This is a genomic window from Pseudomonas sp. AO-1 (genome assembly GCF_019775695.1).
Taxonomy (GTDB): domain Bacteria; phylum Pseudomonadota; class Gammaproteobacteria; order Pseudomonadales; family Pseudomonadaceae; genus Aquipseudomonas; species Aquipseudomonas parakoreensis.
Window position 1 is genome coordinate 3,524,752 of the sequence record NZ_CP079947.1, and the last position, 25,008, is coordinate 3,549,759.

Annotated in this window: 24 protein-coding genes and 1 pseudogene; 14 read left to right on the plus strand and 11 right to left on the minus strand. The window is 57.1% G+C overall.

The window, feature by feature from the left end:
* The first annotated feature begins 11 nt into the window (after window positions 1-11).
* Together KVQ82_RS16025 and KVQ82_RS16030 are read left to right on the plus strand one after the other, a co-directional pair.
* Window positions 12-950, plus strand: coding sequence for a carbohydrate kinase (locus tag KVQ82_RS16025; protein WP_222014437.1), 939 nt, complete (start codon window positions 12-14; stop codon window positions 948-950).
* Between the two features lie 43 nt (window positions 951-993).
* Window positions 994-1,614 carry a hypothetical protein gene (locus tag KVQ82_RS16030; protein ID WP_222014439.1) on the plus strand — a complete coding sequence of 207 codons (621 nt, stop codon included), beginning with the start codon at window positions 994-996 and terminating at the stop codon, window positions 1,612-1,614.
* Between the two features lie 112 nt (window positions 1,615-1,726).
* Here the strand turns inward: KVQ82_RS16030 and KVQ82_RS16035 are convergent, their stop codons facing one another.
* Complete coding sequence (locus KVQ82_RS16035) at window positions 1,727-3,028, minus strand: OprD family porin (protein ID WP_222014441.1); 1,302 nt, start codon at window positions 3,026-3,028, stop codon at window positions 1,727-1,729.
* A 374-nt stretch (window positions 3,029-3,402) separates the two neighbouring features.
* On the opposite strand from KVQ82_RS16035, the gene KVQ82_RS16040 reads away from it, so the two are divergent.
* Genes KVQ82_RS16040 through KVQ82_RS16065 form a run of 6 tightly spaced genes read left to right on the plus strand, consistent with a single transcriptional unit; the run spans window position 3,403 to window position 11,139 of the window.
* Window positions 3,403-5,475, plus strand: coding sequence for a type VI secretion system tip protein VgrG (locus KVQ82_RS16040; RefSeq protein WP_222014442.1), 2,073 nt, complete (start codon window positions 3,403-3,405; stop codon window positions 5,473-5,475).
* Window positions 5,472-6,320, plus strand: a complete 849-nt coding sequence (locus KVQ82_RS16045; RefSeq protein ID WP_222014443.1) for a DUF4123 domain-containing protein — start codon at window positions 5,472-5,474, stop codon at window positions 6,318-6,320. Before KVQ82_RS16040 ends, KVQ82_RS16045 begins: the two co-directional genes overlap by 4 nt.
* Window positions 6,317-7,162: a hypothetical protein gene (locus tag KVQ82_RS16050; RefSeq protein WP_222014444.1), complete on the plus strand. Its 846-nt coding sequence runs from the start codon at window positions 6,317-6,319 to the stop codon at window positions 7,160-7,162. The genes KVQ82_RS16045 and KVQ82_RS16050 overlap by 4 nt, the downstream gene beginning before the upstream one ends.
* Window positions 7,155-8,039: a hypothetical protein gene (locus KVQ82_RS16055; RefSeq protein ID WP_222014445.1), complete on the plus strand. Its 885-nt coding sequence runs from the start codon at window positions 7,155-7,157 to the stop codon at window positions 8,037-8,039. The genes KVQ82_RS16050 and KVQ82_RS16055 overlap by 8 nt, the downstream gene beginning before the upstream one ends.
* On the plus strand, window positions 8,032-8,901 hold the full coding sequence (locus KVQ82_RS16060; RefSeq protein WP_260687673.1) for a hypothetical protein: 870 nt from the start codon (window positions 8,032-8,034) through the stop codon (window positions 8,899-8,901). Before KVQ82_RS16055 ends, KVQ82_RS16060 begins: the two co-directional genes overlap by 8 nt.
* 12 nt (window positions 8,902-8,913) lie before the next feature.
* On the plus strand, window positions 8,914-11,139 hold the full coding sequence (locus KVQ82_RS16065; protein WP_222014446.1) for a lipase family protein: 2,226 nt from the start codon (window positions 8,914-8,916) through the stop codon (window positions 11,137-11,139).
* A gap of 90 nt (window positions 11,140-11,229) precedes the next feature.
* Here KVQ82_RS16065 and KVQ82_RS16070 read toward each other — a convergent pair whose 3' ends face one another.
* Window positions 11,230-11,526 carry a hypothetical protein gene (locus KVQ82_RS16070; protein ID WP_047597132.1) on the minus strand — a complete coding sequence of 99 codons (297 nt, stop codon included), beginning with the start codon at window positions 11,524-11,526 and terminating at the stop codon, window positions 11,230-11,232.
* 484 nt (window positions 11,527-12,010) lie between these two features.
* On the opposite strand from KVQ82_RS16070, the gene KVQ82_RS16075 reads away from it, so the two are divergent.
* Both KVQ82_RS16075 and KVQ82_RS16080 read left to right on the plus strand, forming a co-directional pair.
* A complete protein-coding gene (locus KVQ82_RS16075) occupies window positions 12,011-12,280 on the plus strand; it encodes a DUF2790 domain-containing protein (protein ID WP_222014447.1) in 270 nt (89 codons plus the stop codon).
* 90 nt (window positions 12,281-12,370) lie between these two features.
* The gene (locus KVQ82_RS16080; RefSeq protein WP_222014448.1) at window positions 12,371-12,769 is read left to right on the plus strand and encodes a hypothetical protein; all 399 of its coding nucleotides are present in this window, start codon (window positions 12,371-12,373) and stop codon (window positions 12,767-12,769) included.
* Here the strand turns inward: KVQ82_RS16080 and KVQ82_RS16085 are convergent.
* Window positions 12,766-13,035, minus strand: a complete 270-nt coding sequence (locus tag KVQ82_RS16085; RefSeq protein WP_047294641.1) for a DUF1652 domain-containing protein — start codon at window positions 13,033-13,035, stop codon at window positions 12,766-12,768. The genes KVQ82_RS16080 and KVQ82_RS16085 overlap by 4 nt on opposite strands.
* Window positions 13,036-13,405: 370 nt before the next feature.
* Here KVQ82_RS16085 and eco point away from each other — a divergent pair, with 370 nt between their 5' ends.
* Complete coding sequence (gene eco, locus KVQ82_RS16090; protein ID WP_222014451.1) at window positions 13,406-13,891, plus strand: serine protease inhibitor ecotin; 486 nt, start codon at window positions 13,406-13,408, stop codon at window positions 13,889-13,891.
* A 21-nt stretch (window positions 13,892-13,912) separates the two neighbouring features.
* Window positions 13,913-14,218 carry an NIPSNAP family protein gene (locus KVQ82_RS16095; RefSeq protein ID WP_003225174.1) on the plus strand — a complete coding sequence of 102 codons (306 nt, stop codon included), beginning with the start codon at window positions 13,913-13,915 and terminating at the stop codon, window positions 14,216-14,218.
* A 30-nt stretch (window positions 14,219-14,248) separates the two neighbouring features.
* Here the strand turns inward: KVQ82_RS16095 and ilvA are convergent.
* The 3 genes and pseudogenes from ilvA to KVQ82_RS16110 form a co-directional block, all read right to left on the minus strand.
* A pseudogene (gene ilvA, locus KVQ82_RS16100) lies at window positions 14,249-15,244 on the minus strand (threonine ammonia-lyase, biosynthetic); the annotation flags it as partial.
* 340 nt (window positions 15,245-15,584) lie between these two features.
* Window positions 15,585-16,508, minus strand: a complete 924-nt coding sequence (locus tag KVQ82_RS16105; protein WP_222014453.1) for a magnesium transporter CorA family protein — start codon at window positions 16,506-16,508, stop codon at window positions 15,585-15,587.
* A 7-nt stretch (window positions 16,509-16,515) separates the two neighbouring features.
* Window positions 16,516-18,090, minus strand: coding sequence for a RimK family protein (locus KVQ82_RS16110; protein WP_260687674.1), 1,575 nt, complete (start codon window positions 18,088-18,090; stop codon window positions 16,516-16,518).
* Between the two features lie 92 nt (window positions 18,091-18,182).
* Between KVQ82_RS16110 and KVQ82_RS16115 the strand changes: the two genes are divergently transcribed.
* Window positions 18,183-19,301 carry a GNAT family N-acetyltransferase/peptidase C39 family protein gene (locus KVQ82_RS16115; protein ID WP_222014454.1) on the plus strand — a complete coding sequence of 373 codons (1,119 nt, stop codon included), beginning with the start codon at window positions 18,183-18,185 and terminating at the stop codon, window positions 19,299-19,301.
* A gap of 130 nt (window positions 19,302-19,431) precedes the next feature.
* On the opposite strand, the gene KVQ82_RS16120 is transcribed toward KVQ82_RS16115, so the two are convergent.
* Both KVQ82_RS16120 and KVQ82_RS16125 read right to left on the minus strand, forming a co-directional pair.
* On the minus strand, window positions 19,432-20,577 hold the full coding sequence (locus KVQ82_RS16120) for a PQQ-dependent sugar dehydrogenase (protein ID WP_222014462.1): 1,146 nt from the start codon (window positions 20,575-20,577) through the stop codon (window positions 19,432-19,434).
* A gap of 52 nt (window positions 20,578-20,629) precedes the next feature.
* Entirely contained in the window at window positions 20,630-20,971 is a 342-nt protein-coding gene (locus tag KVQ82_RS16125) for a hypothetical protein (RefSeq protein WP_145598224.1), read from the minus strand.
* Between the two features lie 192 nt (window positions 20,972-21,163).
* Between KVQ82_RS16125 and KVQ82_RS16130 the strand changes: the two genes are divergently transcribed.
* Entirely contained in the window at window positions 21,164-22,036 is an 873-nt protein-coding gene (locus tag KVQ82_RS16130; protein ID WP_222014463.1) for a Ku protein, read from the plus strand.
* Between the two features lie 135 nt (window positions 22,037-22,171).
* Here the strand turns inward: KVQ82_RS16130 and lpxO are convergent, their stop codons facing one another.
* The 3 genes from lpxO to KVQ82_RS16145 form a co-directional block, all read right to left on the minus strand.
* Window positions 22,172-23,071 carry a lipid A hydroxylase LpxO gene (lpxO, locus tag KVQ82_RS16135; RefSeq protein ID WP_222014464.1) on the minus strand — a complete coding sequence of 300 codons (900 nt, stop codon included), beginning with the start codon at window positions 23,069-23,071 and terminating at the stop codon, window positions 22,172-22,174.
* A gap of 451 nt (window positions 23,072-23,522) precedes the next feature.
* Complete coding sequence (locus tag KVQ82_RS16140) at window positions 23,523-24,032, minus strand: hypothetical protein (RefSeq protein WP_260688124.1); 510 nt, start codon at window positions 24,030-24,032, stop codon at window positions 23,523-23,525.
* A gap of 176 nt (window positions 24,033-24,208) precedes the next feature.
* Window positions 24,209-24,676 carry an anti-virulence regulator CigR family protein gene (locus KVQ82_RS16145; RefSeq protein WP_222019408.1) on the minus strand — a complete coding sequence of 156 codons (468 nt, stop codon included), beginning with the start codon at window positions 24,674-24,676 and terminating at the stop codon, window positions 24,209-24,211.
* Window positions 24,677-25,008 lie beyond the last annotated feature (332 nt).

Sequence of the window (25,008 nt, forward strand, 5' to 3'; positions counted from 1 at the left end):
AGCAAACAATCATGTATTTGGTGTGTGGCGAAGCCCTGTTCGATTTTTTCAGCGAAGACGATGCCAGCGGTCTGGCCTCGAAGGTGAATTTCAAGGCGATTGCCGGCGGCTCGCCGTTCAACGTCGCGGTCGGCTTGCGCCGTTTGGGTGTGGATTCGGCGTTGTTTGCCGGGCTGTCCACCGACTATCTCGGTCGACGTTTGCAGCAAGTGCTGCAGGAAGAAGGCGTGCGTGCGGACTACCTGATCGACTTCGCCGCGCCAACCACGCTGGCGATGGTCGCGGTCGGTGCCAACGGTTCGCCGCATTACAGTTTTCGCGGCGAGGGCTGTGCTGATCGCCAATTAAGCTTCGCCCATCTGCCGCAACTCGGAGATGACGTGCGTGGCCTGCACATCGGCTCGTTCTCGCTGGTGGTACAGCCGATAGCCGACACCCTGCTGACCCTGGTGCAGCGCGAAAGCGGCAAGCGCCTGATCACCCTCGACCCCAACGTGCGCCTTAACCCCGAGCCGAACATCGACCTCTGGCGCGAACGCGTGGCAACCCTGGTGCAACTGGCCGACATGATCAAGGTCAGCGACGAAGACCTGAGCCTGCTGTATCCCGAACAGGACCCGCAGCGCGTGATCGAAGGCTGGCTGCAGCATCGCTGCCAGTTGGTGTTCCTGACCCGTGGCGGCGAAGGCGCAACGGTGTTCAGCCGCGCCCATGGCTCGTGGTCAGTACCAGCATGCTCGGTGCAAATCGCCGATACCGTCGGCGCCGGCGATACCTTTCAGGCGGCGCTGATCACCTGGCTGACCGAACAAGGTCTGGACTCGGTTGAGGGCGTGCAACAGCTCAGCCGCGAGCAGATCGACGCGATGCTCAGGTTTGCCGTACAGGCGGCCGCCCAGACGTGCAGCAAGACCGGTCCGGATTTGCCCTATCGTCACCAGTTGAGCTGAGCGCGTAGACTGTCGGCCTTTTTGCGCGCATGGGGATGACGGTTTGATGTCGGGGCGGACGGCGGGACTTTTGATACTGGCGGGATTACTCAGCGGCTGCGGCACCTCGCCGCCGCGTTCGCCGGAAGACATCTGCGAAATCTTCCGCGAAAAAAGCGACTGGTACGACGCGGCGCAAGTCACGCAAAAGCGCTGGGGCGTGCCGATCCAAGTGCCCTTCGCGATCATGTATCAGGAGTCCGGCTACCGCTACGACGCCAAGACGCCGCGCAAATACCTGTTGTGGGTGATTCCGTGGGGCCGGGTGTCGACGGCCGCCGGCTATGCCCAGGCCAAGGATGAAGTCTGGGCCGATTACCAGAAGAGTACCGGGCGCAATTGGGCTGACCGCGAAGACTTTGACGACGCCATCGACTTCGTCGGCTGGTACATGGACAAGACCACCTCGATCAACGGCGTGTACAAGTACGACGCCTATAACCAGTACCTGAACTACCACGAAGGCTGGGGCGGTTTCCGCAACAAGACCTACGCCAGCAAGGCCTGGCTGATGCCGACTGCACGCAAGGTGCAGGCGCGTTCCGACGTGTATGCGCAGCAGTATGCCGGGTGCAAAGAGGATCTGAATCGCGGCTTCTGGAGCCGGCTCTGGCATTGGTTGTAGGCCGCCGCAGTCCCCCTGTAGGAGCTGCCGCAGGCTGCGATCTTTTGATTTTGTTATTCACAATCAAGATCAAAAGATCGCAGCCTGCGGCAGCTCCTACAGGGAGCGAGGTTTACAGGACGGAGAAGTTGTAACTCACAATCAACCGGGTCTCATCCACATCCCGCGCAAATTTCTCATAGTTGGTGCGGTAAGTCGCATTGCGCAGGCGCAGGCTGACATCCTTGAACGTGCCCGTCTGGATCACGTACTTCAACTCGCTGTCGCGCTCCCACTCTTTGCCTTCCTGATCGCTGCCCGCGACTTTGATGTGGTCACCGTTCACATAACGGGTCAGGAAGCTCAGGCCGTTGATGCCGATGGCCTTGAAGTCATAGTCGTAACGCAACTGCCAGGAGCGCTCCTGCGCCGCCGCGAAGTCGTTGACCTGCACGTAGTTGACCAGATACGGATTGCTGCCATCGAGGTACGGCATCGAGTTGTCGCCGTTCATGCGCTGCCAACCGGCGCTGAAGGTGTGGCCGCTGATGCCGTACGAGAGCATGCCGCTCAACGCGCGGTTGTCGATGGAGCCGGCCTTGGCATCACCGCTGTCGGCGCTTTTCAGCAAACGCACATCGGCCTTCAGCACACCGTCACCCAGCGGCTGGTTAGCCAACATCCCCACAAAGTGCTGGCGATAGATGTCTTCCAGTTCCGCGTAGTGATACTGCGCGGTCAGGCGATCATTGATCTTGTAGTCGATGCCGTACATGTCGAAATGGTCGGCGGTGGTGTTACAGGCGTAGCGCTTGTTCTTGCAGTGCACGCGGATGTCTTGCGAATCAGTGGAATCCCGTGCGGTGTACTTGTCCAGACGCGCGGCCATGAAGGTCAGATCCTTCACTTCTCTGGAGGTCAGCATCGCACCGTTGAACATCGTGGGCAGCAGGCGGCCGTCGTTGTACTTGAGCAGTGGCAGATCCGGCAGCAGCGCGCCGTACTTCAACACCGTGTCCGAGACCTTGACCTTGGCGGTCAGGCCCATCTTCGCGTACTGCCCCTTCGAGCCGCGCGGGTTCTCGCCGCTGGATGGCAGCAAGCCGCTGTTGCTGCGATCAGGGCTGGAGTCGAGCTGAAAGCCGAGCATGCCCAGCGCATCGATACCGAAGCCGACCGTGCCCTCGGTGTAACCCGATTGCAGATTGAGAATAAAGCCTTGCGCCGACTCTTCACGCTTGGAAGCGCCCTGGTCACTGGAGGTGTGCCCATCACGGAAATCGCGGTTGAAGTACACCGTGCGCGATTCGATTTTCGCCGTGGTGTCTTCGAGAAAACCGCTGGCCTGAACCTGCGCAGCAAAACCGGCGCACAGCACAACGGCTCCGAAGCCAAACGACTGGCGCGGGGTGATGAGAGGGAATGGGGGACGCATGAAAAACTCCAACAGTACAGCGTTTGCGCCAGGGCGCAGTCAGCCAGAAAAATAGCTCCCGTCCCGGGTCAGAAACAGCCGGGAAGAAGTGGACACGCAGGGGTGAGCGACAATGATGGCAGATGGCTTTGACGGCCTGAAGGCGACTTTAGTCTGAAACTGACTGGCGATTCTCAAGCGCTGGACCGCTCTGAACCACGCATTGCCGGCTCCTTCAGAACGGCGCAACCCGCGTTTTCATTGGCTCGAAACACCGATCTAAGGGTTTTCCCTATACGTCGCAGCTCCCGCGCCTACGGCATTTGCGCCTTGAACGAGGCGGTCTAATCCTCCATCATCCGTCACCTGCTTATTCAATGGACGGAATTCAAGGCATGCTGGACGCCAACGCTACCCACATTACCCTTACCCTCGAAGGCGCCTCCGCCGACCTGCAAGTGCTGAGCTTCACCGGTCGCGAAGCCCTCAACGAGCCTTTCCGTTTCGACCTCGAACTGGTCAGCGCCCGCCCCGACCTCAAACTCGAAGAGCTGCTGCACAAGCCCGGCGTCCTGACCTTCGGCGCCACCGGCCAAGGCAAGATCCACGGCCTGGTGTATCGCATCGAACAAGGCGATTCCGGCAAGACCCTGACCCGTTACAGCATCAGCCTGGTGCCGCAACTGGCCTATCTGCGGCACAACCATGACCAGCAGATTTTCCAGAACCTCACGGTGCCGAAAATCATCGCCCAGGTCCTTGAAGATCGCGGCATCCTCGCCGACGCCTACAGCTTCCAGCTCAATGCCGAGTACCCGCAGCGCGATTACTGCGTGCAGTACGACGAATCCGACCTGCACTTCATCCAGCGCCTGTGCGAAGAGGAAGGCATTCACTTCCACTTCCAGCACAGCAGCAGCGGGCACAAACTGGTGTTCGGCGACGATCAGACAGTGTTCCGCAAACTCAAGGCCGTGAGCTACCAGCAAGACTCGGGCATGAGCGCCGACAAACCGGTGATCAAACGCTTCAACCTGCGCCTGGAAACCCGCACCACCCGCGTCAGCCGCCGTGATTACGACTTCGAAAAACCGAAGATCCTGCCCGAAGGCGCGGTCAAATCCGAGTTCGCCCCGGACCTTGAGGACTATGATTACCCCGGCCGCTTCACCACCCGCGAGCGCGGCAAATTCCTCTCGACCCGCGCCCTCGAACGCCATCGCAGCGACTACAAACTCGCCGAAGGCAAAGGTGACGAACCGACTCTGACCAGCGGCCACTTCCTGACCCTGGCCGAACACCCGCGCGCTGAATGGAACGACCTGTGGCTGCTGCTGGAAGTCTTCCACGAAGGCAAACAACCGCAAGTGCTCGGTGAAAACGTCACCAGCGACGTCACCGACAACAAAAGCGATTTCCACCAGGGCTACCGCAACAGCTTCCTCGCCACCCCGTGGGACGCGCACTACCGCCCTGCCCTCGAACACCCGAAACCCAAAGTCCTCGGCAGCCAGACCGCGGTCGTCACCGGCCCGGCCGGCGAAGAAATCCACTGCGACCCGTACGGCCGCATCAAGGTCCAGTTCCACTGGGACCGCGACGGCCAGTCCGACGACAAAACCACCTGCTGGCTGCGCGTCGCCAGCGGCTGGGCCGGCGCCGCCTACGGCGGCATCGCCATCCCGCGCATCGGCATGGAAGTCCTCGTCACCTTCCTCGAAGGCGACCCCGACCAGCCCCTCGTCACCGGCTGCCTGTACCACAAGGAAAACGTCGTCCCCTACGACCTGCCGGCAAACAAGACCCGCAGCACCTTCAAAACCCTCAGCTCCCCGGGCGGCAAGGGCTACAACGAGTTTCGGATTGAAGACAAAAAGGGTGCCGAGCAGATCTACATCCATGCCCAGCGCGATTGGGACGAGAACATCGAACACGACCAGAAGATTCGCGTGGGCAATGAGCGGCATGACACGGTTGAGGCCAACACCCTTAGCGAGTTCAAGGTTGAGGAGCACCGGATTACCCATCTGGATCGCGTCAGCGAGATGCGCGCGGATGATCACCTCACGGTGGGCGTGACGCAGCATGTGAAGGTCGGTACGGCGCAATTTGTCGAGGCTGGGACGGAGATTCACTATCACGCGGGTGAAAAGGTGGTGATCGAGGGTGGCATGGAGCTGACCGCCAAAGCGGGTGGGAGTTTTGTGAAGGTGGATGCAGGTGGAGTGACCATCAGCGGGGCTGAGGTGAAGGTCAATACCGGTGGTGCGCCGGGTGTGGGGACCGGGATTGGGATTCTGGAACCTGTCATCCCGTGGGCCGCAGCGAAAGACAAAGCTGGTGCCCTGCTCGTCCCGGCCGCCGCACAGTTGGCCCTGGCCAAAGCCGCTCGCGCTGCCGGCGACATACGCTGCCCGATCTGCGAAGCCTGCCGCGAAGGCAAATGCGATCTGGGAGCCACAGCATGAGCGAAATACTCAACAACTGGCTAGGCGAACAGTCCAGACTCAATCGCGTGCTGATTCTGGCACTGGACAGCCTCGCCGAACCCAATCCGGTCACCTCGCTGTACAGCGCCGGCGTCATGCAACGCTCGGTACAACTTTACCGCCGTACCGAATACGCGCAGTTCGCCGCCATCAGTCCATGGCTGACTGAACTGCAGAACCCGGGCAATGATGCTTTCCGCAAACTGCTCGATGAGCCACAGCGGAACTGGGGCTGGATCGGTAGCATGGACGAGGCTGATCTCGACAGTCTGACTCAGCACTGGATTGCCCGTATGGTCATCGACGAAGACGGCGAGCGCTCGCTGTTCCGTTTTCAAGACAACCGGGTTCTGGCCCGCTGCCTGGGCAACATGAAGGACACTGAATGGCCATTACTGCTCGGGCCAATCAGCAGCGTGCTGTATTGGGACCAGGATCAATGGAAAAGTGCAGATAACAGTAGGTCTGGGATGTATCCGGTGCCGAATCCGGCGCCATGGCTACGCACTCCGGAGTCGGGCGAGCAAGCCAGAAGCATCCTGCGAGACAACCTCAAGCGCTGGTTGCTGACCTACCACGTCGATGCGGCTGCCTCACTGGCCGAAACCCGAGTTGTCAGTGAATGGCTTGAGGAGCAAATGGACTTGCTGGATGCATGGGACTGGCGGACCGAAGAACAACGTCAGTTGATGCTGAGCCTGCGCCTGTCGACACAGTGCGCATCTGATATCGCGTGGGAACCCCTTTCGGGGGAGACGCCAGAAGTCCATTTTGCGCGTTGTCAGCGAGTGTTCAGTAATCCCAAAGCAGGCGTCCTGGCTTGAGAATCAGTCTTTGCCCTGCGATGGCAGTGCTACCGGCACTGGGCGGATGCAGCTTCGCGCAGCAGATTGCCGAAAGCAGCGTGAGTTACTACTCAAGCGACCATTTCACCTTGGTCGCCACCGTACCGGCGAACTTCGGTTTCACCTCTAAAGCACACTACTACCCAAAACCGGGCCAGACCTGCGAGGTCTACAGCTCTGGACTCGGCGGCTACGTCACCCGTCAACAGCAGAAGTCCAATACGGTTGAAGCAAAAGCGGAAGCGCAGACTGCGTCTACGGATATACCGCTGGAATATCACATTGCGGGGTGTTCGATGGAGCTTGGCAGGGTTAGTTATGAGGTGAGTGCTTCTTATGGAACGGGCGCCCGGGATCGTGATTTGGAATTTGCAGGAGGGTTAACTGTAAAAGACTCCAAGAGCGCCCCAGAACAACCTTCAAAAAATGTAATAGCACAACGTGGAATCTGTAGATGGCTTTTTCAAATCAGCACAGCGAAGACGAAAAAAGACAATATTGAGAAAATTTTGTCATGCAGCGCCGCGGACGAAAAGTGGAAAGTCCAGGCTGATTATTCCCAACAAAAAAAAATTGGGGGCACGATAGCTCGAGACATACTGTCAAAAAATATAATCGGCGTTACATTTAATTTCTCTAAAATTGAAGAACCCTCCAAAGCTAATCGCTGGATTAAAACAGCTTACGGATGGAAACCTTGTCAAGAAACGAAATATACTGCCCGATGTGTAGATCCACCTATATTTCGATCCTTCATGGCAAATGAGCGCGAATGCACCGTATATCCAAACTGCGTTGAACAAGGAGCAATTAATGAGTGACCGTTATTTCCCGCACAGTGTCAGAATTGTGTTTTTCCTTGTTCTACCATTAATGGGCGCATGCAGCTTTGCCGGGCAAATTGCGAGCAACTCGTTAGAAGGGGCTACAAGCTATTACAGCGACGATCACTTCACTCTAGTTGCCACCATCCCTGCCAAATTCGGCTTCACATCAAAAGCCAAATACTCTCCTAAAGATGGAAAAAAATGCGATATCTATAGCCCCGGCCTTGGTGGAAAGGTGACACGCCAACAACAAAAATCTAATACGACTGAGGCAAAGCAAGTTGAGCAGACAGTATCTACGGATATTCCGCTTGAATATAATATCGCGGACTGTTCGATGGAGCTTACAAGCGTTAGCTATGAGCTAAGCGGTAGATACGGCCCAGGCTCCTTGGATCGCGACATGGAGTTAGCAGGTGGGCTTTCAGTTGCAGATAAGGCCTCCATCACAATAGAGTCGGCCTCTAGCGTTATAGAGCAACGCGGAATCTGCACTTGGTACTTCCAGATAAGCACATCAAAAATCAAAAAAGGCGAAATTGAAAAAATCCTTTCCTGTGAAGCCGCAGGCCCTGAGTGGGAAGTTACAGAAGATCGATTCAAGCGCAGAAAGCCGGGAGGTGTGTTGGCCAGGAGTGTTTTGGCCGACAGGACCGTCCATGTTGAGTTTAGACTGTCATCCGCAGAGAAACCCTACTATCAAAATTACTGGTTTAAAGCACTCAATGGTTGGAAACCATGTACAGGGCGCTGGAACTCTGACCGTGAAGAGCTATGCACCACTCCACCACTACTTAGGAAATTCAAACAAAATGGGCGAGAGTGCACCGTCTACCCCAATTGCGTTGAAACGGGAGCAGTTAATGAGTAGTTGTTTTTTTACGAGCAGTGCTCGATACGTTTTTTTCCTTATGCTGCCATTTGCGGGTGCATGCAGTTTTGCCGGACAGATGGCAAAGGAATCAGTAGATGGCGCTACAAGCTATTACAGCGGCGATCATTTCACCCTGATTGCCACCATTCCTGCCAAAGTTGGCTTTACATCAAAAGCCAAATACTCTCCTAAAGATGGTGAAAAATGCGATGTTTACAGCCCCGGTCTTGGCGGAAATGTGACACGTCGACAACAAAAATCCAATACGACTGACGCAAAAGATGTCGAGCAAACTGTTTCTGCTGACATCCCGCTGGAATATCACATCGCGGGCTGTTCGATGGAGCTCACACGGGTAAGTTATGAGTTAACAGCCAGATATGGGGCAGGCTCCTTGGATCGTGATTTAGAGCTTGCTGGAGGCATAACAGTAATACCGATAAAACCTGGGCACCCCCCGACAGAATACGCAACCACGATTGAACAGCGAGGGCTCTGTTCTTGGCTGTTCAAACTTAGCAACTCAAAAATAAAGAAAGGTGAAATCGAAAAAATCCTTTCCTGCAATGCAACTGATGAGAGTTGGAAGGTCCCTGAAACGGTAGCCAAAAAAAGAAAGCCCGGCGGCGCTATTGAGAGAGCTGGATTAGTCAACAAAACGATCAAAATAGAATTCCGCCTCTCCACTGACGAGGAGCCCGCTGTAAACGACACATGGGTAAAGACTCCTGGAGGCTGGAAACCATGTCTTGGAAAGGGTTTAGACGATCCGTATGGGTTTTGCCGTGGCAATACTACAGACTTTAGAACCTTCAAGTTAAATGGAAGTGAATGCACGGTTTATCCGACCTGTAATTAAAAGGATTAAGCAATGGATAATACGGAAGCTTCAACGTTAAACGACCAACGGCGCTCATGCCCTTTAAGAGGAACTTGGATAAGCTTCCGATTGGTCGATGAGTTTGGAGAGGGAAAACCATACGCGGGGCTTTCATATACGCTTACAGACACTGAAGGCGAGAAAAAAACAGGAATACTGGACACAGAGGGCTTCGCACGCTTAGAGGGAACTTATGCTGGCCCGGCCATCCTTACATTAAATAAAAAATATGAAGGTGCAGACGATTTTTATAAATATTTAACAGACCGTAAAATTTACAACATTCCAATAACAGAGCTGCAAGCTGCCGCAGAGCAAACACTACGACGACCAATTGGTAGCACCAGCAAAACGGGTGCATACCGTGCCTCGGCAGAAAAAGGCGAGTTTCACAACGTTGAAGTTCGTGACTTTGTTGAATTCAGCAAACATTTGCCCCCTGCTGCAAAACTTTCAAATCCTGTGCCAGCAGGTTGCGCCAAACTCGCCCGTGATTTCGCCGGGGACAAAGTTCCGAGTTTTGGTGTAGGCCTGCTACCAGAAAAACACTATGTCCTCGAAGTTCGCGCCTTGCGCGCGTTCAGGCCGCTTCTGTCGCTGGCGCCGGAATTCAGTGCGTTGAACCTTTATCAACTGTCTCTGCTCGCCACGCTCAGTTACGGCGCTTTCGGTCAGACACCTGAGAAAGCTGATGCGGCCCCGAAAAAAGATTTTGCGTTCACCTATCCCTCGCGCGGCACCATTGGTCATGTACTGAATACCTGCCTTGCGTGTTTCGAAGAGCCGTCGAGTTACGCGGACTCCAAGAAGCCATCGTTTCCACTCGTAGAAGATGTGCCCTACTCCAAGCGCCTGGAAATCGTCCCCTTCGATCCAGAACTTTACCCGCAGAATGACCCATCCTCTGGTGAAGAACTGGAAACCCCCTCAGATGTGCATTTTTTCAATGATTTGAGACAAGGAGCAACGGACTGGAAAAATACCGACACCCAGGCCTATGCCACCCACGATGACCGGATCATCCTTATCGGTGTCAGGGGTACGGCCGAAGGCTGGGACGGCTGGCGAGATGCCGATGCCAAACAAGTACCGATTGAGGGCGGAACCGGAAAGGCGCATCAAGGCTTTTATGAAGCGTTCATGGCGTTGCGGCCATTTATCGAACGCTACATTCTTCGTTTTCGCACCGACCAGAAAATCATCGTCTGCGGCCATAGTCTGGGCGGCGCCATTTCCTTGCTGCTTTCGGAATGGCTCCATCGTGAGATCACCAGCGACGTAATCCTCTACACCTTCGGCTCACCGCGTGCCGGCGACAAAGACTTCGTCGAATCCGCCAGCGGCCTGGTTCATCACCGGATCGTCAACCAGAACGACCCAGTGCCGAGCGTACCCGCCGGCTGGATGGATACCAAAAAACCGATCTGGATCACCGGCCTTGCGGCAACTGTCTCGGGTGTTTTGACGCCAGCCGCCGGGGGACTGGTGTTTGCGGCCGGCTTGACGCGTTTTGGCGGCAAGCCTTATTGGCATCACGGCGAGCAGCGCTACTTCATGCCACTGCGCCTGCCCGGTCGAGAGGTCTCGTCTGTCCTTTGGACACCCGGTTGCGAAGGCTACGAAGAAGCAGCCATGGCCAAGTGCGTTGCTCAGTTGAAGAACAACGACACACCGGATCGCAAGCAATTCCTGGTTCAGGCGGCCAACGGTGCCGATCACAAGATGCTCGACGGTTATATTCCGGCATGCTGGGCATCGTTACGCCGCTGGCAGGATACAGAGAAAACCGGCGGCTACATCGTCAGCAAAACCGAATCCGACCGTTTGAAGCTGGAGGTGGAAACCTACCGCACACAACTGCAGCAATGGCAGACCGACGCGGATAAGGAATTCCCCGGCGGCACTATTGAAAGCCGCCCTCAAGATCGCGCCACCGCATTCCAGCGTCGCTCGACGATGTCCGACCTTCAGGAGCGCCAGACGGCAATCAGGCAAGCAATAAAACATAACCAAAAAGAGCTGAAAGCGCTTGAAGAAACACTCCTGACGATCACGCGCTTGAGCTCTACAAAGCTGACATTGGCTGAAATCTACGGCGATTGCACGGCACTGCCGGAGCTGCAAAAGCATATCGATCGTTGGGCTGAACATCGTGAGAATCAGGAGTCGGTACGTTTGGCACAAATTCCGCGATCCACCACGACAAGCATGGCTTGAGGCGGCATCACGATAATGGTCTGATGCAAACGGCCTATGCAGTTGGAGGGAAGTCTCGTCTGACTTCCCTCCAAGCCTGATTCTAGAATTTCAAACCGGCGCCTTCCAATCCAGCATCTGCTGCTGCGCCACCTGCAGTAAATCATTGCCGTCCTGCGCCAGCAGGTACAGCGCATGGGTGATGTGTGGAATGTCCTGAACATCGCCATGGCGGAAGCACATGCAGTGCAGGGTTTCGAGCAGGTCGCTGCAGGCGCGGATGCGCTGGACGGCGGACTCGAGGATGTCTTGGGGGTTGGCTTGGGTGTCGATGACCATTGGCGCGCTGTCGGTAACGCCGCTGTTTAGAGGGTGATAACGATTGGGTAACGGATTTAATATCGGCATCAGAGTTATCTCTTGCTGGGTAAGGTAACCCGCCGACACCGTGACCAAACGATGGGAGGCGGACTGTATGCAAGTTTGGTCAACTGAATACCCAATCAGCTCGCCCGAAGGCGTCCTGCACACAGCCGCCACAGCGATGCACTACGAAGACATAGATGTCCGCGGTGCGAATGATGGCACACATGTGTGAGTATTTTCAGGTGACCAAACCCGAGCCGCTGATTTTGCAGCGACGCCAAACCATACCCGCCCCGCTCCCGCCGCCGAAAGCAGACAAGGCATCACCCCTTGTAGGAATCGGCACCGCATCCCCGAGAAATCCTCCCTCCGCCAGACAGCCGGCGTTCAGCCAGGTTAACCATCGCTTAACGCCGCAGTCCAAGACTGTACTGAACCGCACACCTCAGCCCCTGGCTGGCGCCGAGTGCGGCAGGTTCGGCCGTATGGCGCCGAACGCTTATTCCGTCGCACGGGAGTACGATTCATGAACATTCGCACGCTATTGCTCACCTCCGCCCTCGCCTGCACCGCATTCGCCGGACTGGCTCAGGCCAATGACACCAACGCTGCTACCCAGCCCGTTCCTTACCAGTACGGCATGCCGTTGCAGGTGAACAAAGTGATCTCGCTGACCGAGCCACAGACTCAGCAGTGCAAGGTCATCACCGCCGACATGAAGTACATCGACAATGCCGGCAAGCCGGCGGAAATCACCTACCGGAAAATGTCTGACGCCTGCAGCGAGCAGAACTGACAGAAGGCTCTGATTTGCGGCTTTGCGGTAGGCGATGAAGGCTTCGCGGGTTATGCTCGGGGTCCCTTCTTACTGCCGCAAGGACTCGCCATGCAGTTGTCGTTTCGCACATTGTCGATCATCACCGCTTCGTTGTGTTTTGTACTGGCGCTGGTCTGGGGCTTTTTCCCGGAGGTATTGCTGGCGATCTGGAGCATTGAGTATTCGAGCGCTGTCGGGTTTGTCGCGCGGCGCAGTGCGGTGCTGTTTGCGGCGTTGGGGATGATGTTTTATCTGGTGCGCAGCGCGCCGCCGTCGCTGGGTCGCAATGCCCTGAGCAACGGGTTTATCGTTGGTTGTTTTGGTCTGGCGGTGCTGGGGTTTGGCGAATGGCTGAACGGCCATGCCGGCCCCGGGATTCTGCTCGCGGTGCTGGTCGAGTTCGCGCTGGGCCTCGGCTTTGTGCAGGCCCGGCGCGTGACGGTCGAACTGGGTGAAACGGTGAGTTAAACGGCTCTGGATCGTGGGCTGTAATGCGACTGCGTGGTTTGTTGCGCCAGATCCGAACGCAGGCCGGCGATCAGGTCGTTGATCTCGCGGCAGCCATTCAGATGGCTGGCATCGATACCCGTGACGTGCAGATCAACCTGGTCAGTCTGGTGGTCGCCGAAGACCTTGACGGTCATCGACAGGTCGGGCGACAGCGTGCACTGGCAGCGTTTCGGCAGAAAACTGCTTTCAATGATATTGCGTAGTTCCAAGGCAGACAGAAACATGGTGAACCTCTCCTTATTGATGAAACTGCCAATCAACTCTTCACGTTGACCGCTTTTGCTGCCCCTGCACGGGTGTGTCCCCGCTGATTCCCTGGTGCGGCAAACGGTTGTACTGCGAAATGCCCATTGGAGTGTAGGCGCCCGAAGCCGGTGCGCTGCACCAAAGCGACGCATAAAACGTGCCTTTCATCGGGTCATTTCGACCCTCATGAAATCAAGCACTTGGCGCGGTGGCCAGCAGTTAGCCAGTTGCAAAATGCAAGATCGGGCCTTCTGCGCACTGCAATTTGCAAGTCGACGCCGGTTTGCATTCATCGCTGATGACAGTGAGAATGCCCGACATCCACCCTACACCCGCCAGGAGGCTTTCATGGGTTCTTTACGCGCTCGCGCGACAATCGGTCTGCTCATTGCCGGCCTGTCCACCCTCGCCCACGCGGCCAAACTCGAAGACGTCGCGCCGTATCCCAAGGCGGAAAATGGCTTCACCCGCCAAGTCATCTACCTGCCCAAACAGGATCAGGAAGAGAACTTCCAGGTTGAAGTGCTCGCCGGCAAGACCCTGGAAGTCGACTGCAATCGCCAACGTCTGGGTGGTGTTCTGGACGAGAAAAATCTCGAAGGTTGGGGCTACCCGTTCTACCGACTGGAAAAAGTCATCGGGCCGATGAGTACGCTGATGGCTTGTCCGCCCGGCGGCCAGAAAAAGCGCGCCTTTGTCCCGGTCGTCGGTGATGGCTTCATGCTGCGTTACAACAGCAAGCTGCCGCTGGTGATTTACGCGCCCAAGGACGTCGAAGTGCGTTACCGCATCTGGTCGGCTTCGGACAAGGTCGGTACCGCCATCGCGGAATGACCTGAAACAGGAGCGCCACACTTGATTACTTGCCATGTGCGATACGTGATCGATCCGTACCAACTGACCGAGTTCGAAGCCTATGCCAAGGCTTGGCTGGGCATCGTCGAGCGCTTGGGCGGCACCCATCACGGCTACTTCCTGCCCTCCGAGGGCGCGAGCAACATCGCCTATTGCCTGTTCAGCTTTCCTTCGCTGGCCGATTACGAAAGCTACCGGCACATCGCGCTGACCGACCCGGAAAGCACGGCGCTGGTGGAATCACTGGTGCAGAAGAAATTCATCGTCAGTTACGAGCGCAGTTTCCTGCGCCCATTGCTGCCCTGAGTGTAATCACGCCGGGACGCCGCACATCGCGGCGCGCTCGGCGACGTGGCGCAGGCTGTCGAAGTTGATGTTGGCGCCGGAGTCGATCGCGACGAAAGTCTGCTCGCGAACACCGCTGCGCGCCACGTATTGCTTGATGCCGGCCACCGCCAATGCCCCGGAAGGCTCGGTGATCGAGCGGGTATCGTCGTAGATATTCTTGATCGCCGCGCACAGCTCGTCATTGCTGACGGTGACCACCTCGTCCACGCAAAACCGGCACACCTCAAATCCATAAGCGCCGATCTGCGCCACGGCCACGCCATCGGCGAACGTACCGACACTGGGCAGCACCACCCGCGCATCCGCGTGCAGCGCCGCCTTAAGGCAGGCCGAGTGCTCCGATTCGACACCGATGATCCGTACTTCTGGCCGCAGGTATTTGACGTACGCCGCGATGCCGGCGATCAGGCCGCCACCGCCCACCGGGACGAAGATCGCATCCAGCGGTCCCTGATGCTGACGGAGGATTTCCATGGCCACCGTGCCTTGGCCGGCGATCACCTCCGGGTCGTCAAACGGCGAGACAAAGGTGCGCCCGGTCTGCTCGGCCAGTTGCAGCGCATGGGCCAGGGCAAACGGAAAACTCTCGCCGTGCAGCAGCGCCTCGGCGCCACGACTTCGCACGCCGAGCACCTTGAGTTCAGGCGTGGTCGAGGGCATGACGATGGTCGCCGCGACCCCCAGTTCACGCGCCGCCAGCGCCACGCCCTGCGCATGGTTGCCCGCCGAAGCGGTGATCACCCCGCGTGCTTTCTGCGCATCGCTCAATTGCACCAGTTTGTTGTAGGCGCCACGGATCTTGAAGGAGAACGTCGGTTGCAGGTCCTCGCGCTTGAGCAGGACCCGATTGCCCAACGCCTCGGACAGCGCTGGCGCCGCTTGCAACGGCGTACGCACGGCGATGTCGTAGACCGGCGCGGCGAGGATCTTTTTCACGTACTGCTCAAGCAGGGTTTGCTGGTCAGGGCTGTATTTCATCGTCATCTCCGGGCGCTCTGTACAGGAGCTGCCGAAGGCTGCGATCTTTTGACTTTGTTATTCTCAAATCAAAAGCAAGATCAAAAGATCGCAGCCTTCGGCAGCTCCTACAGGGAGCCTTCGTTGGTAAAACCCCGGAGACAGAAAATGAAAACCCGCCTCTAGGGCGGGTTGGGTGCTGCAGTCGTGAGCTAGCCCGCCAAATGAGGAATGGCGGTAATAATGCTTGGCTGGCAGCGCAATACGGTGGAAGTCATGGGCCTGAAGTTAGCCCGGCGGCGGCCGGCGAGTCAACGGCTTATTTAACGCTGGCGCTATAGGCTGGCGTCGGCCAAGTCACCACAGATCACTTGGCCAACCGCCGCAACCCAAACAACATCCCCCCGGCCCCCAACAACATCACCAGCAGAAACACCGGGTAGGAAATCCACCACGGCGTGCCCGCCGTCATCATGCTGAATTCCGACATCCCGCCAATGCTCGCAATCAGGTTCAACGGCAGAAACACCACGTTGATCAACGTCAGTTTGCGCAGCAGGTTGTTCATGCTGTTGTTCATCAGATTGCCGCGCGCATCGATCAGCCCCGAGAACACCGTGGAGTAGATCTCCGCCTGCTTGTAGCACTGGTTATTCTCGATGATCAGGTCGTCGATCAGTCCGATCGCCTCGCTGCCGAAATGCTGTTTTTCCGCATGATTGCGCAGCCGCGTCAACACCGCGCCGTTGCTGTGCAAGGCATTGATGTAATAGATCAGACTTTCGCTGAGGTTGAACATCTGCACCAGATGCTGGTTCTGCATCGAGGCGTTGAACTTCTGTTGCAGCTCGCGGGCGACCAGTTTGATCACCTTCAGATGGCCAAGGTAATGGTGGATGTTGTTGAACAGCAGATCGAGCAACACATCCAGCGGCGCATTGAGCGGCTGGCGCGTACCGATGCCGTGCAGCGGCGTGTCGTCGGTGGCGATCACCAGCAATTGACCGGGCGAAAAAAGCAGGCCGCAGGACGACACCTCAAACGCCAGGCCGCCACCGCCGGAATAGTTTTCCGGGCGTTTCCAGATCAGGAACAAGTGGTCGGGGTGAAACTCGATTCGCGAGACTTCATCCGGGTCCAGCGCCGAAGCCAGTGCGTGTTCGTCGACCTTGTAGTGGCTGTGGAGCAAGTCACGCTCGGCCGCATCGGGATTGCTGAACAGCATCACCTCGGCGTCCAGCCGCTCGACCCGCTGCAACGCGCCATGAGTCAGTGCGAAACTGCTGATCATCGGCGCTTCACCAGGCCTGGCCGCGACGTTTGAGCTCCAATCGTCGCACAAACTCCTCCAGCACCAGTGAATACAGATCGTCCTGCAAATAGGCATCCTCGATACCGGCGTCGAGGTTCGGGTTGTCGTTGACCTCGATCACCACCACTTTGTCGCCGGCCTGTTTCAGGTCTACGCCGTAAAGGCCATCGCCGATCAGGTTGGCGGTCTTCACCGCCAGTTCCACCACCGCTCGCGGCGCCTCGTGCACGGCCAGGGTGCGACACTCGCCGTTGACGTACTGGCCCTTGGCTTTGTGGTTGTAGATTTGCCAGTGGCCCTTGGACATGAAGTACTGGCAGGCGAAGATCGGCTTGCGGTTGAGCACGCCGATGCGCCAGTCGTACTCGGTGTAGAAAAACTCCTGAGCCAGCAACAACACCGAGTGTTCGAACAGTTCGGCAGTAGCCTCCAGCAGCGCCTGCTGACTTTCGACTTTGATCACTCCGCGAGAAAAACAGCCGTCGGGGATCTTCAACACCAGCGGAAAACCGAGGCGTTCACCGACCCGTTCGAAATCTTCCGGTCGCTCCTTGTAGAGAATTTCCGTGGCGGGCATGCCCAATTGATGGCTGTTGAGCAGGTCGGTCAGGTAGACCTTGTTGGTGCAGCGCAGGATCGACGTCGGGTCGTCCATCACCACCAGGCCTTCGCTTTCAGCCTTCTTGGCAAAGCGGTAGGTATGGTTGTCGACGCTGGTGGTCTCGCGAATCAACAAGCCGTCGTACTCAGCGATCCGCGCATAGTCCTTGCGCTCGATCAGCTCGACGTCGATGCCCATACGCTTGCCGACCCGGACGAAATTCTCCAGTGCCTTGGCGTTGGATGGCGGCAAGGCCTCCTGCGGATCGTGCAGGATCGCCAGGTCGTAACGCGCCACTTGCGGCGAGCGTGGTGCTCGCCAGACTTTACGGCTGAAGCCGTCCAGCGCATTGGCGAACTGATCTTCTTGGTCATCACGCAGCTTGTGCAGGGCACCGGACTTAATGCCTTCGATGTGCCAACCGTTAGTTCGCCGAAACTCAACTAACAGAATCGGGCACGGAAACACTTCAAACAATTGTCGAGCTAGATCCTGCAGCGGCTCGATATGCGTCTTGCCGAAGTAAAGCGTCAAGGTGAAACCTTCGGTATCGCTGTACAGATGATGAGTGAGGGCTTTTTCCAGAGTTTTATCGAGATCGTCCAGTGCCAGACCGTAAAGCGATTTTTTCGTCAGTTCGCTGATGGTGCGCACCGATGGAATCACCTTGTGGCCGCGGGCTTCTGCCAGCAGCGAGCAGTAGTAACCGTGCCCCAGATACTTGTAGCTGCGGCACAGATTGATCACCTGCACGCGCTTGCCCGGCTCGTTGTCACGGGTTTGCTCGAGGTATTCCTGAGCGGTGACGATGTCCTCGCTGGGGAAGTACGAGGCCCAATCTTCCTTGCGTTCGACGATGATCAACACTTGACTGGAAGTTCTGATGGCTGGATTTAAAAAAGTTGCCGCCGGCAAACTTTGCTCGGATACTTCGCGCCAATGACCCTGTACCGCTGACATAGAGATTGATCCGTTGGAGAACAAGACCATTTCTATTAAGCACGAAGTTTTTCGAAAGTCCCGTTTCGTTACGCAACTTTTACGGTGGTCATATGAGTGCTGTTTTTCGTTTGGCGGTAATTGAAGATTTGCCAGCGCTGCTGGCTCTGGAAATGCAATGTTTCACCAGCGACCGGCTCACCAGTCGCAGCTTTCAATGGATGATCACCCGCGCCCATGCGCAACTGCTGGTCGCCGAACTTGACGGTCAATTGCTCGGCTACGCCCTGGTGCTGTTTCATCGCGGCACATCACTGGCGCGCCTGTATTCCATCGCCATTGCCGGCAAAGCTCGCGGTACTGGGCTGGGAAAACAACTGCTGCAACGTATCGAGGCCTGTGCCGTCGAGCATGACTGCGCGTACCTGCGTCTTGAGGTGCGCATCGACAACCCCGGCGCCATCGCGCTTTACGAGCGCAACGGCTATCGGCGCTTTGCGTTGATTCACGATTACTACGAGGACCACGCCGATGCGCTGCGCCTGGAAAAGCGCATTGTTCAGCACCGTGATTCGCGCAATATCAAGGTGCCCTATTACCCGCAAACCACCGATTTCACTTGTGGCCCGGCCTGTCTATTGATGGCCATGGGCGCGTTGCAGTCGGCGCGCTCACTGGAGCGACGTGAAGAATTGCAGATCTGGCGTGAGGCGACCACGGTGTTCATGACTTCCGGCCATGGTGGCTGCAGTCCTCAGGGCTTGGCACTGGCCGCTTGGCGTCGAGGTTTCCAAGTGCGTTTACAGCTCAGCATGGCCGGGCCATTGTTTCTCGATGGCGTGCGCGATGAGCATAAAAAAGACGTCATGCGCCTGGTGCATGAGGAGTTCAGCGCACAAATGCACGAGACCGATATCGAGCGCAAAATTGGCAACCATCTGGATTTACCGCGCCTGCTGCAGGCTGGCGGACAGCCTCTGGTGCTGATCAGCAGCTATCGCCTGACCCGTTCCAAGTCCCCGCATTGGGTGGTGGTCACCGATTGCGATGAAGACTTTGTGTATCTGCACGATCCGGATGTCGACCACAGCCAGCATCGTCAACCGATGGACTGCCAGCATGTACCGGTCAGCCATGGTGAGTTTGAGAAGATGAGTCGGTTTGGGCGTGGGAAATTGCGCGCGGCGGTGGTTTTGTATGCCCGCGCTACGCCAACTATCGTCAGGCCCTAGAGGTTTTTTTGTGGCGAGGGAGCTTGCTCCCGCATTAGTGCGTAGTGCTCATAAGAGCTTAGGGCTGCTGCGCAACCCAGCGGGAGCAAGCTCCCTCGCCACAGGACATCAGTGAAAATTAGAAGTGAAGTTATTTCAGGCCGACCTTGTACAGCGCACCGTCCTGCTCATCCGTCAGCACGTACAGATAGCCATCCGGCCCCTGCCGCACATCACGAATCCGCTGTTTAAGTTCGCCCAATAGCCGCTCCTCGTGCACCACCTTGTCCCCATCGAACTGCAAGCGGATCAGCTCCTGACTGACCAGCGCGCCGATGAACAAATTCTGCTGCCACGGCTTGAAGCGATCAGCATCATAGAACGCCATGCCGGAAACACCCGGTGATTTCTCCCAGACATGGTGTGGGTCAACCGCACCTTCGACACTTTTGCCCTTGGCTTCGGGTATTGGTTGCAGGGAATAGTTGATGCCGTGGGTCGCCAGCGGCCAGCCGTAGTTTTTGCCGCGCTCGATGATGTTCACCTCATCGCCGCCACGGGGACCATGTTCGTTCTCCCAGAGAGTGCCGTTCCACGGATTGAGCGCCGCGCCCTGCGGGTTGCGGTGGCCGTAGGACCAGATTTCCGGACGTACGCCGGACTGCCCCACGAACGGGTTGTCATCCGGCACCTTGCCATCGGGAAAAATCCGCACGACCTTGCCCTGCAGTTTGTCGAGATCCTGCGCGGTCGGCCGATCATTGTTTTCGCCGAGGGTGATGAACAGATAGCCATCGCGGTCGAACACCAGACGTGAACCGAAATGGTTACCGGTCGAGAGCTTCGGCTCCTGACGGAAGATCACCTTGAAATCGTTAATCGTCTTCAAATCGTCCGACAGCCGGCCTCGCCCCACCGCCGTCCCGGCCTTGTCTCCGGCGCCCCCGCCCTCGGCGTAGGACAGGTAAACCAATCGATCCTGCCGGAAGTCCGGCGACAGCACCACGTCGAGCAAACCGCCCTGGCCTTTGGCCCAGACCTTGGGCACGCCGCTGACGGGCTCGGAACGCTTGCCATCAGCGGTAATCACCCGCAGGTTACCCGGACGCTCGGTCACCAGCATGCCCTGACGATCCGGCAGAAACGCCAGCGCCCACGGATGCTCCAGGCCTTGAGTAATCGTGGTGACTTCAAGGGCGCCCTGCTCGCTCTGCAGCGCTTTGGGGATCGCAGCGAAGGCGGGCGCGCTGATCAACGCGCCGGCGCACAGCGTGGCTAGAAAGGTTTTACGCAACATGCACGATTCCTTTTGTTCGTTTCGAAGGCTGACAGGCGCTCAGGCCTGATGTTCAACGGTTGCTGTCTCCATCACGCGGCGGTGGGTTGGGAATGAATTTGGGTGGCGTACTCGGTACCGAGCGTTGCTGCTGACCATTGCCGATGCCGCCATTGCCAACGGTGGGCGTACTGGGCACCGGCACTGTATTCGGCCCGCGAATCACCGGCGTACTGGGCTGGGTGCCCTGCATGCTGTTGGGATTGGCCCGGCGAATCGGGCTGTTGTAGGGATTGTTGCTGTTGCCGGTGGGACTTTGTGCCAGCAACAGCGGCGCGGACGGTGCCGTGACCTCGGCATGCGCAAGACCTGCCCCAAGGAGCAGAACGATCATTCCGGGCAATATTCGGTTCATGGGACGGCCTCTCGATGCACAGGTGATAGAGCCTTCGAGTCCACGCTACGCCCCGGGTTCGGATTTGTTAACCCATCGCCCTTAAACAAGATGTAACACGGCTTGACCGACAGCACTGCTGTCTCCGGCAAACGCTGGAAACTTTCGCCGCCGGCTGCAGGTCACCTGAACATCATTCGCGGAGGACTCACCATGGCTCGGGCAATCTGGAAAGGCGCAATCAGTTTCGGACTGGTGCATATCCCCGTTGCGCTGGTGTCGGCAACGTCTTCGCACGGCGTCGACTTTGACTGGCTCGACAGCCGCAGCATGGATCCGGTGGGTTATAAACGGGTAAACAAAGTCACCGGCAAGGAAGTCACCAAAGAGCACATCGTCAAAGGTGTGGCCTATGAGAAGGGCCGTTATGTGGTGCTCAGCGAGGAAGAAATCCGCTCGGCGCACCCGGTGTCCACGCAGACCATCGACATTTTTTCCTTCGTCGACGCCGAGCAGATTCCACTGCAGAACATCGACACGCCTTATTACCTGGCCCCAGACAAACGCGGCGGCAAGGTCTACGCCCTGCTGCGCGAAACATTGAGCAAAACCAACAAGGTCGCACTTGCCCGTGTCGTTCTGCACACTCGCCAATATCTGGCGGCGCTGATGCCGCTGGAATCGGCGCTGGTGCTGGTGAAACTGCGCTGGCCGCAGGAGGTGCGCGGCCTCGACGAACTGGAACTGGGCAGCGAGGTGACCAAGCCGCAACTGGCCAAGGGCGAGTTGGACATGGCTAAACGTCTGGTGCAGGACATGAGCGGCGACTGGAGCCCGGAGGACTACAAGGACGAGTTTGAAGACAAGATCATGGCCCTGGTCGAGAAAAAGGCCCACGAAGGCAAGATCGAGGATGTCGAAACCGTGGGTGGCGAAGCGGAGCGCAAGTCTGCGGATGTGATCGACTTGACCGAGCTGCTTAAACGCAGTCTGGGTGGGAAAGCGCCGGCCAAGTCCAAGGCTAAACCGGAGAAACCCACGAAGTCCACGCCGGCAAGGAAAACCAAAAAAGCCTCTGGGGAATGAATATTCAACACCTGTCAGGTAACTGACAGGTTGCTTTTGAGACAGTCATCGCCAGCAGAGTGGCTCCCACGGTTTGCAATGCATTCCCCTGTGGAAACCAGTCTGTGGCAATGACAAACAGGCGCGACACAACAGTCAGATCAGAATGAAGATCGCCAGCAAACCGCCAAAGATCGCCCATTTTTCCATGTAGTAACGCGCGCGATTGCGCTTTTTCAGCTCTTTGCCACGCAGTCGCACTTTGTAGATCTTGGTAAACAGACGGTTGATCCCGCCGGTACGGTCGCCCGCATCGTTAGGCGCGCCTGCCGCCGACATCACGGTGCGACTGAACCATCTGTTGAACGCTGCCGCCCAGCGATATTTCATCGGACGCTCGATGTCGCAGAACAGGATGATGCGGTTTTTGTCGGTGGTGTTTTCGGCGTAGTGGATGAAAGTCTCATCGAACATCACCGCTTCACCGTCGCGCCAGTGGTAGCTTTCACCGTCGACGTTGATGTAGCAACCCGCGTCGTTCGGCGTATCCAGGCCCAAGTGGTAGCGATAGGAGCCCGCATACGGGTCACGGTGACGAACCAGTTTCGAACCCGGTGGCAGTTCGGCAAACATCGCGGCCTTGATCGAACCGATGCTCTGCACCAGTTCTGTGGTGCGCGGGCACAGTTTCATCGCCGACGGATGGCTCTCGCCGTACCACTTGAGGTAGAAACGCTTCCAGCCACTTTTGAAGAACGAGTTGAAACCCACATCGTCGTACTGATTCGAGCGTTTGATCTCACCGGCACGCAGCAGGTTTTGCCCTTCCTGGCGAATTTCTTCCCAATGCGCCTGTAACGGGCTCAGGTCCGGAAACTCGGACGGATCGAGATAGGGCTTGTTTGGTTTCTTTGAAAACAGGTACAGAAAGCAGTTGATCGGCGCCAGAAACGTCGAGTGGTCGCTCAACTGACGGCCCAGTTTGTGACGCACACGACCACGAAGATGAACGTATGCAATGGAAATGACATAAATAGCGGCAATGATGAGTTTCACGGAAATCGTCACACGTCAAAAGTGAACAAACTGCGCGCCTGCCGGCCAAAGGCCCAGGGTCTGATGCAGTGGCATGAATACAAATACTGTCCCGGTGGCACTTCCTTGAGCCCATGCCGTGAGCGGCTATTGGGTAATCGGATGGCATTTTAGCCATACTTTGTAACCAATGGTGAACCTGATCTGTGAAAAACTGTCGGCTGAATCTGCCAAACGGCAGACGCGACAGTACGCTCGTGCAGGCGCATGAGTGCTGACGCAGAGCAAAACAGCGGTTATTCCGGGAAGCGCCGCAGCGTTTGCGCTGAGCTTTGACGTGTACGTTTCAGCCGCTGCGTACCACTTGAAAATGGTCTGCGGGCAATGAGAAATGAGTTTGAAAGGGTGAAGCGAAACCCGCCAGGTTTGGAGCTCAACCGAGCATGACACCTGGCGGGTTGCGAGTAAGGGCTTATTTATCGGTGGAAAGGCTCGCCTTGCTCAATCCCTTGGTATTGTGATCGCCTGGCGTCGTGGCGGAGACCGCCGTGGCTTTCGACAACCCCTTGGTGTCCTTGGAATGCGCTACACCTGAAGTCGCCAGGCCGTGCCCGCGGTCGGTATTGTGGTCGCGTCCAATATGTTGGCCACTGACGCCATGATCCCGTACGGCCCTGCCGTCATGATCCGTTTCCTGGCCTTCAGCGCGGCCATTGCTGGAGACGCTGCCTGAGTGCCCGGCACTGTCGCCGCTATGGCCAGCGCTGCCGGCACCGCCGCCGTGACTGCCTCCACCGCCAGCGCCACCGGCGCCACCACCGTGACCACCACCACCACCACCACCACCACCACCACCACCACCACCACCATCTTTGGCGTGGGCAGAGGCCATGATGGACAGTTGAGCAGGCAGTAACGGCGCAGCAGCAAACATCATTACGCAGGACATGACGGCAACCAGATTTTTCTTTTTAAAACGCATGACGGCATCCACAGGGGTTGGTTTTACTGCCATCTGAGATGCATTCATTTAGATCTGGTTCACCCACAAGCGATCAGCGGAAGCCAATCGCCTTATATATAAAGTGGGTGAGAATGTATTGCTTTTACCTTAGGTGAACAGATTCAAAAAATCAGATTCATTGACCTGCCATCAGACTAATCGAAAGCGCCATTCAGCACTTCGTAGATAAGCCCGCTCGCAATGGCCACCAGAATCAAGTCGGTGCCCGCCTGCTGCCACTCATATCCGTCGTAATGAGGCAGTCGCCCCGCCAGACGTCCATCCAGTTTTTTGGCGATGCCCGGCGGCAGCGGTTTGCCGCGCGCCAGATTCTTTTGAATACCGGGAGGCAACGCCGGACCAGGGCTCCAGTAGTCTCTGTAGCCGTTGAGCACGGTCAGCACACCGCTTCGATCGACTACTGGTGCATGGTCCCAGTTGCCCGAACTGGATCCTTTGTTTTTGCCCCCTTGATTGCCATGGCCCTGACTGTTCTGCGGGCCGCCCTTGCCGTTCCCTTTGCCGTTGCCATTGCCATTTCCGGGATCGGCCAATGCCGTTACAGAATTCACCGCCAAGGCCAGACAAGTAACAGACGCAACCAGTAAGCGTTTTTTAAACATGACCGTCCTCTCATCGGAAATTCCTTGATGAAATGTAGACGACATCAGGCGTTTTAGTTCCTCCCATGATTGTTGGAAGCCCGCATCGACACTCATGAATTCGATAGACCACGGCGTGAACGCGCATTTCACGCTCCCCGATGCAGGCAGTCTGCCGGTTCGTCAGCCTCCGCCATACAACTGCCGCATGACTTATGCGACAATGCGCGCAATGTCTGGCATGAATCCCGCCTTTAATGCCCAACAGCCTGGACGCCGTGTCCAGTTGCTGCTCTCACCCCTCGCCTGCTGGCTACCGCCAACACTGACCGGGTAGGGAAGAAAACGCTCCA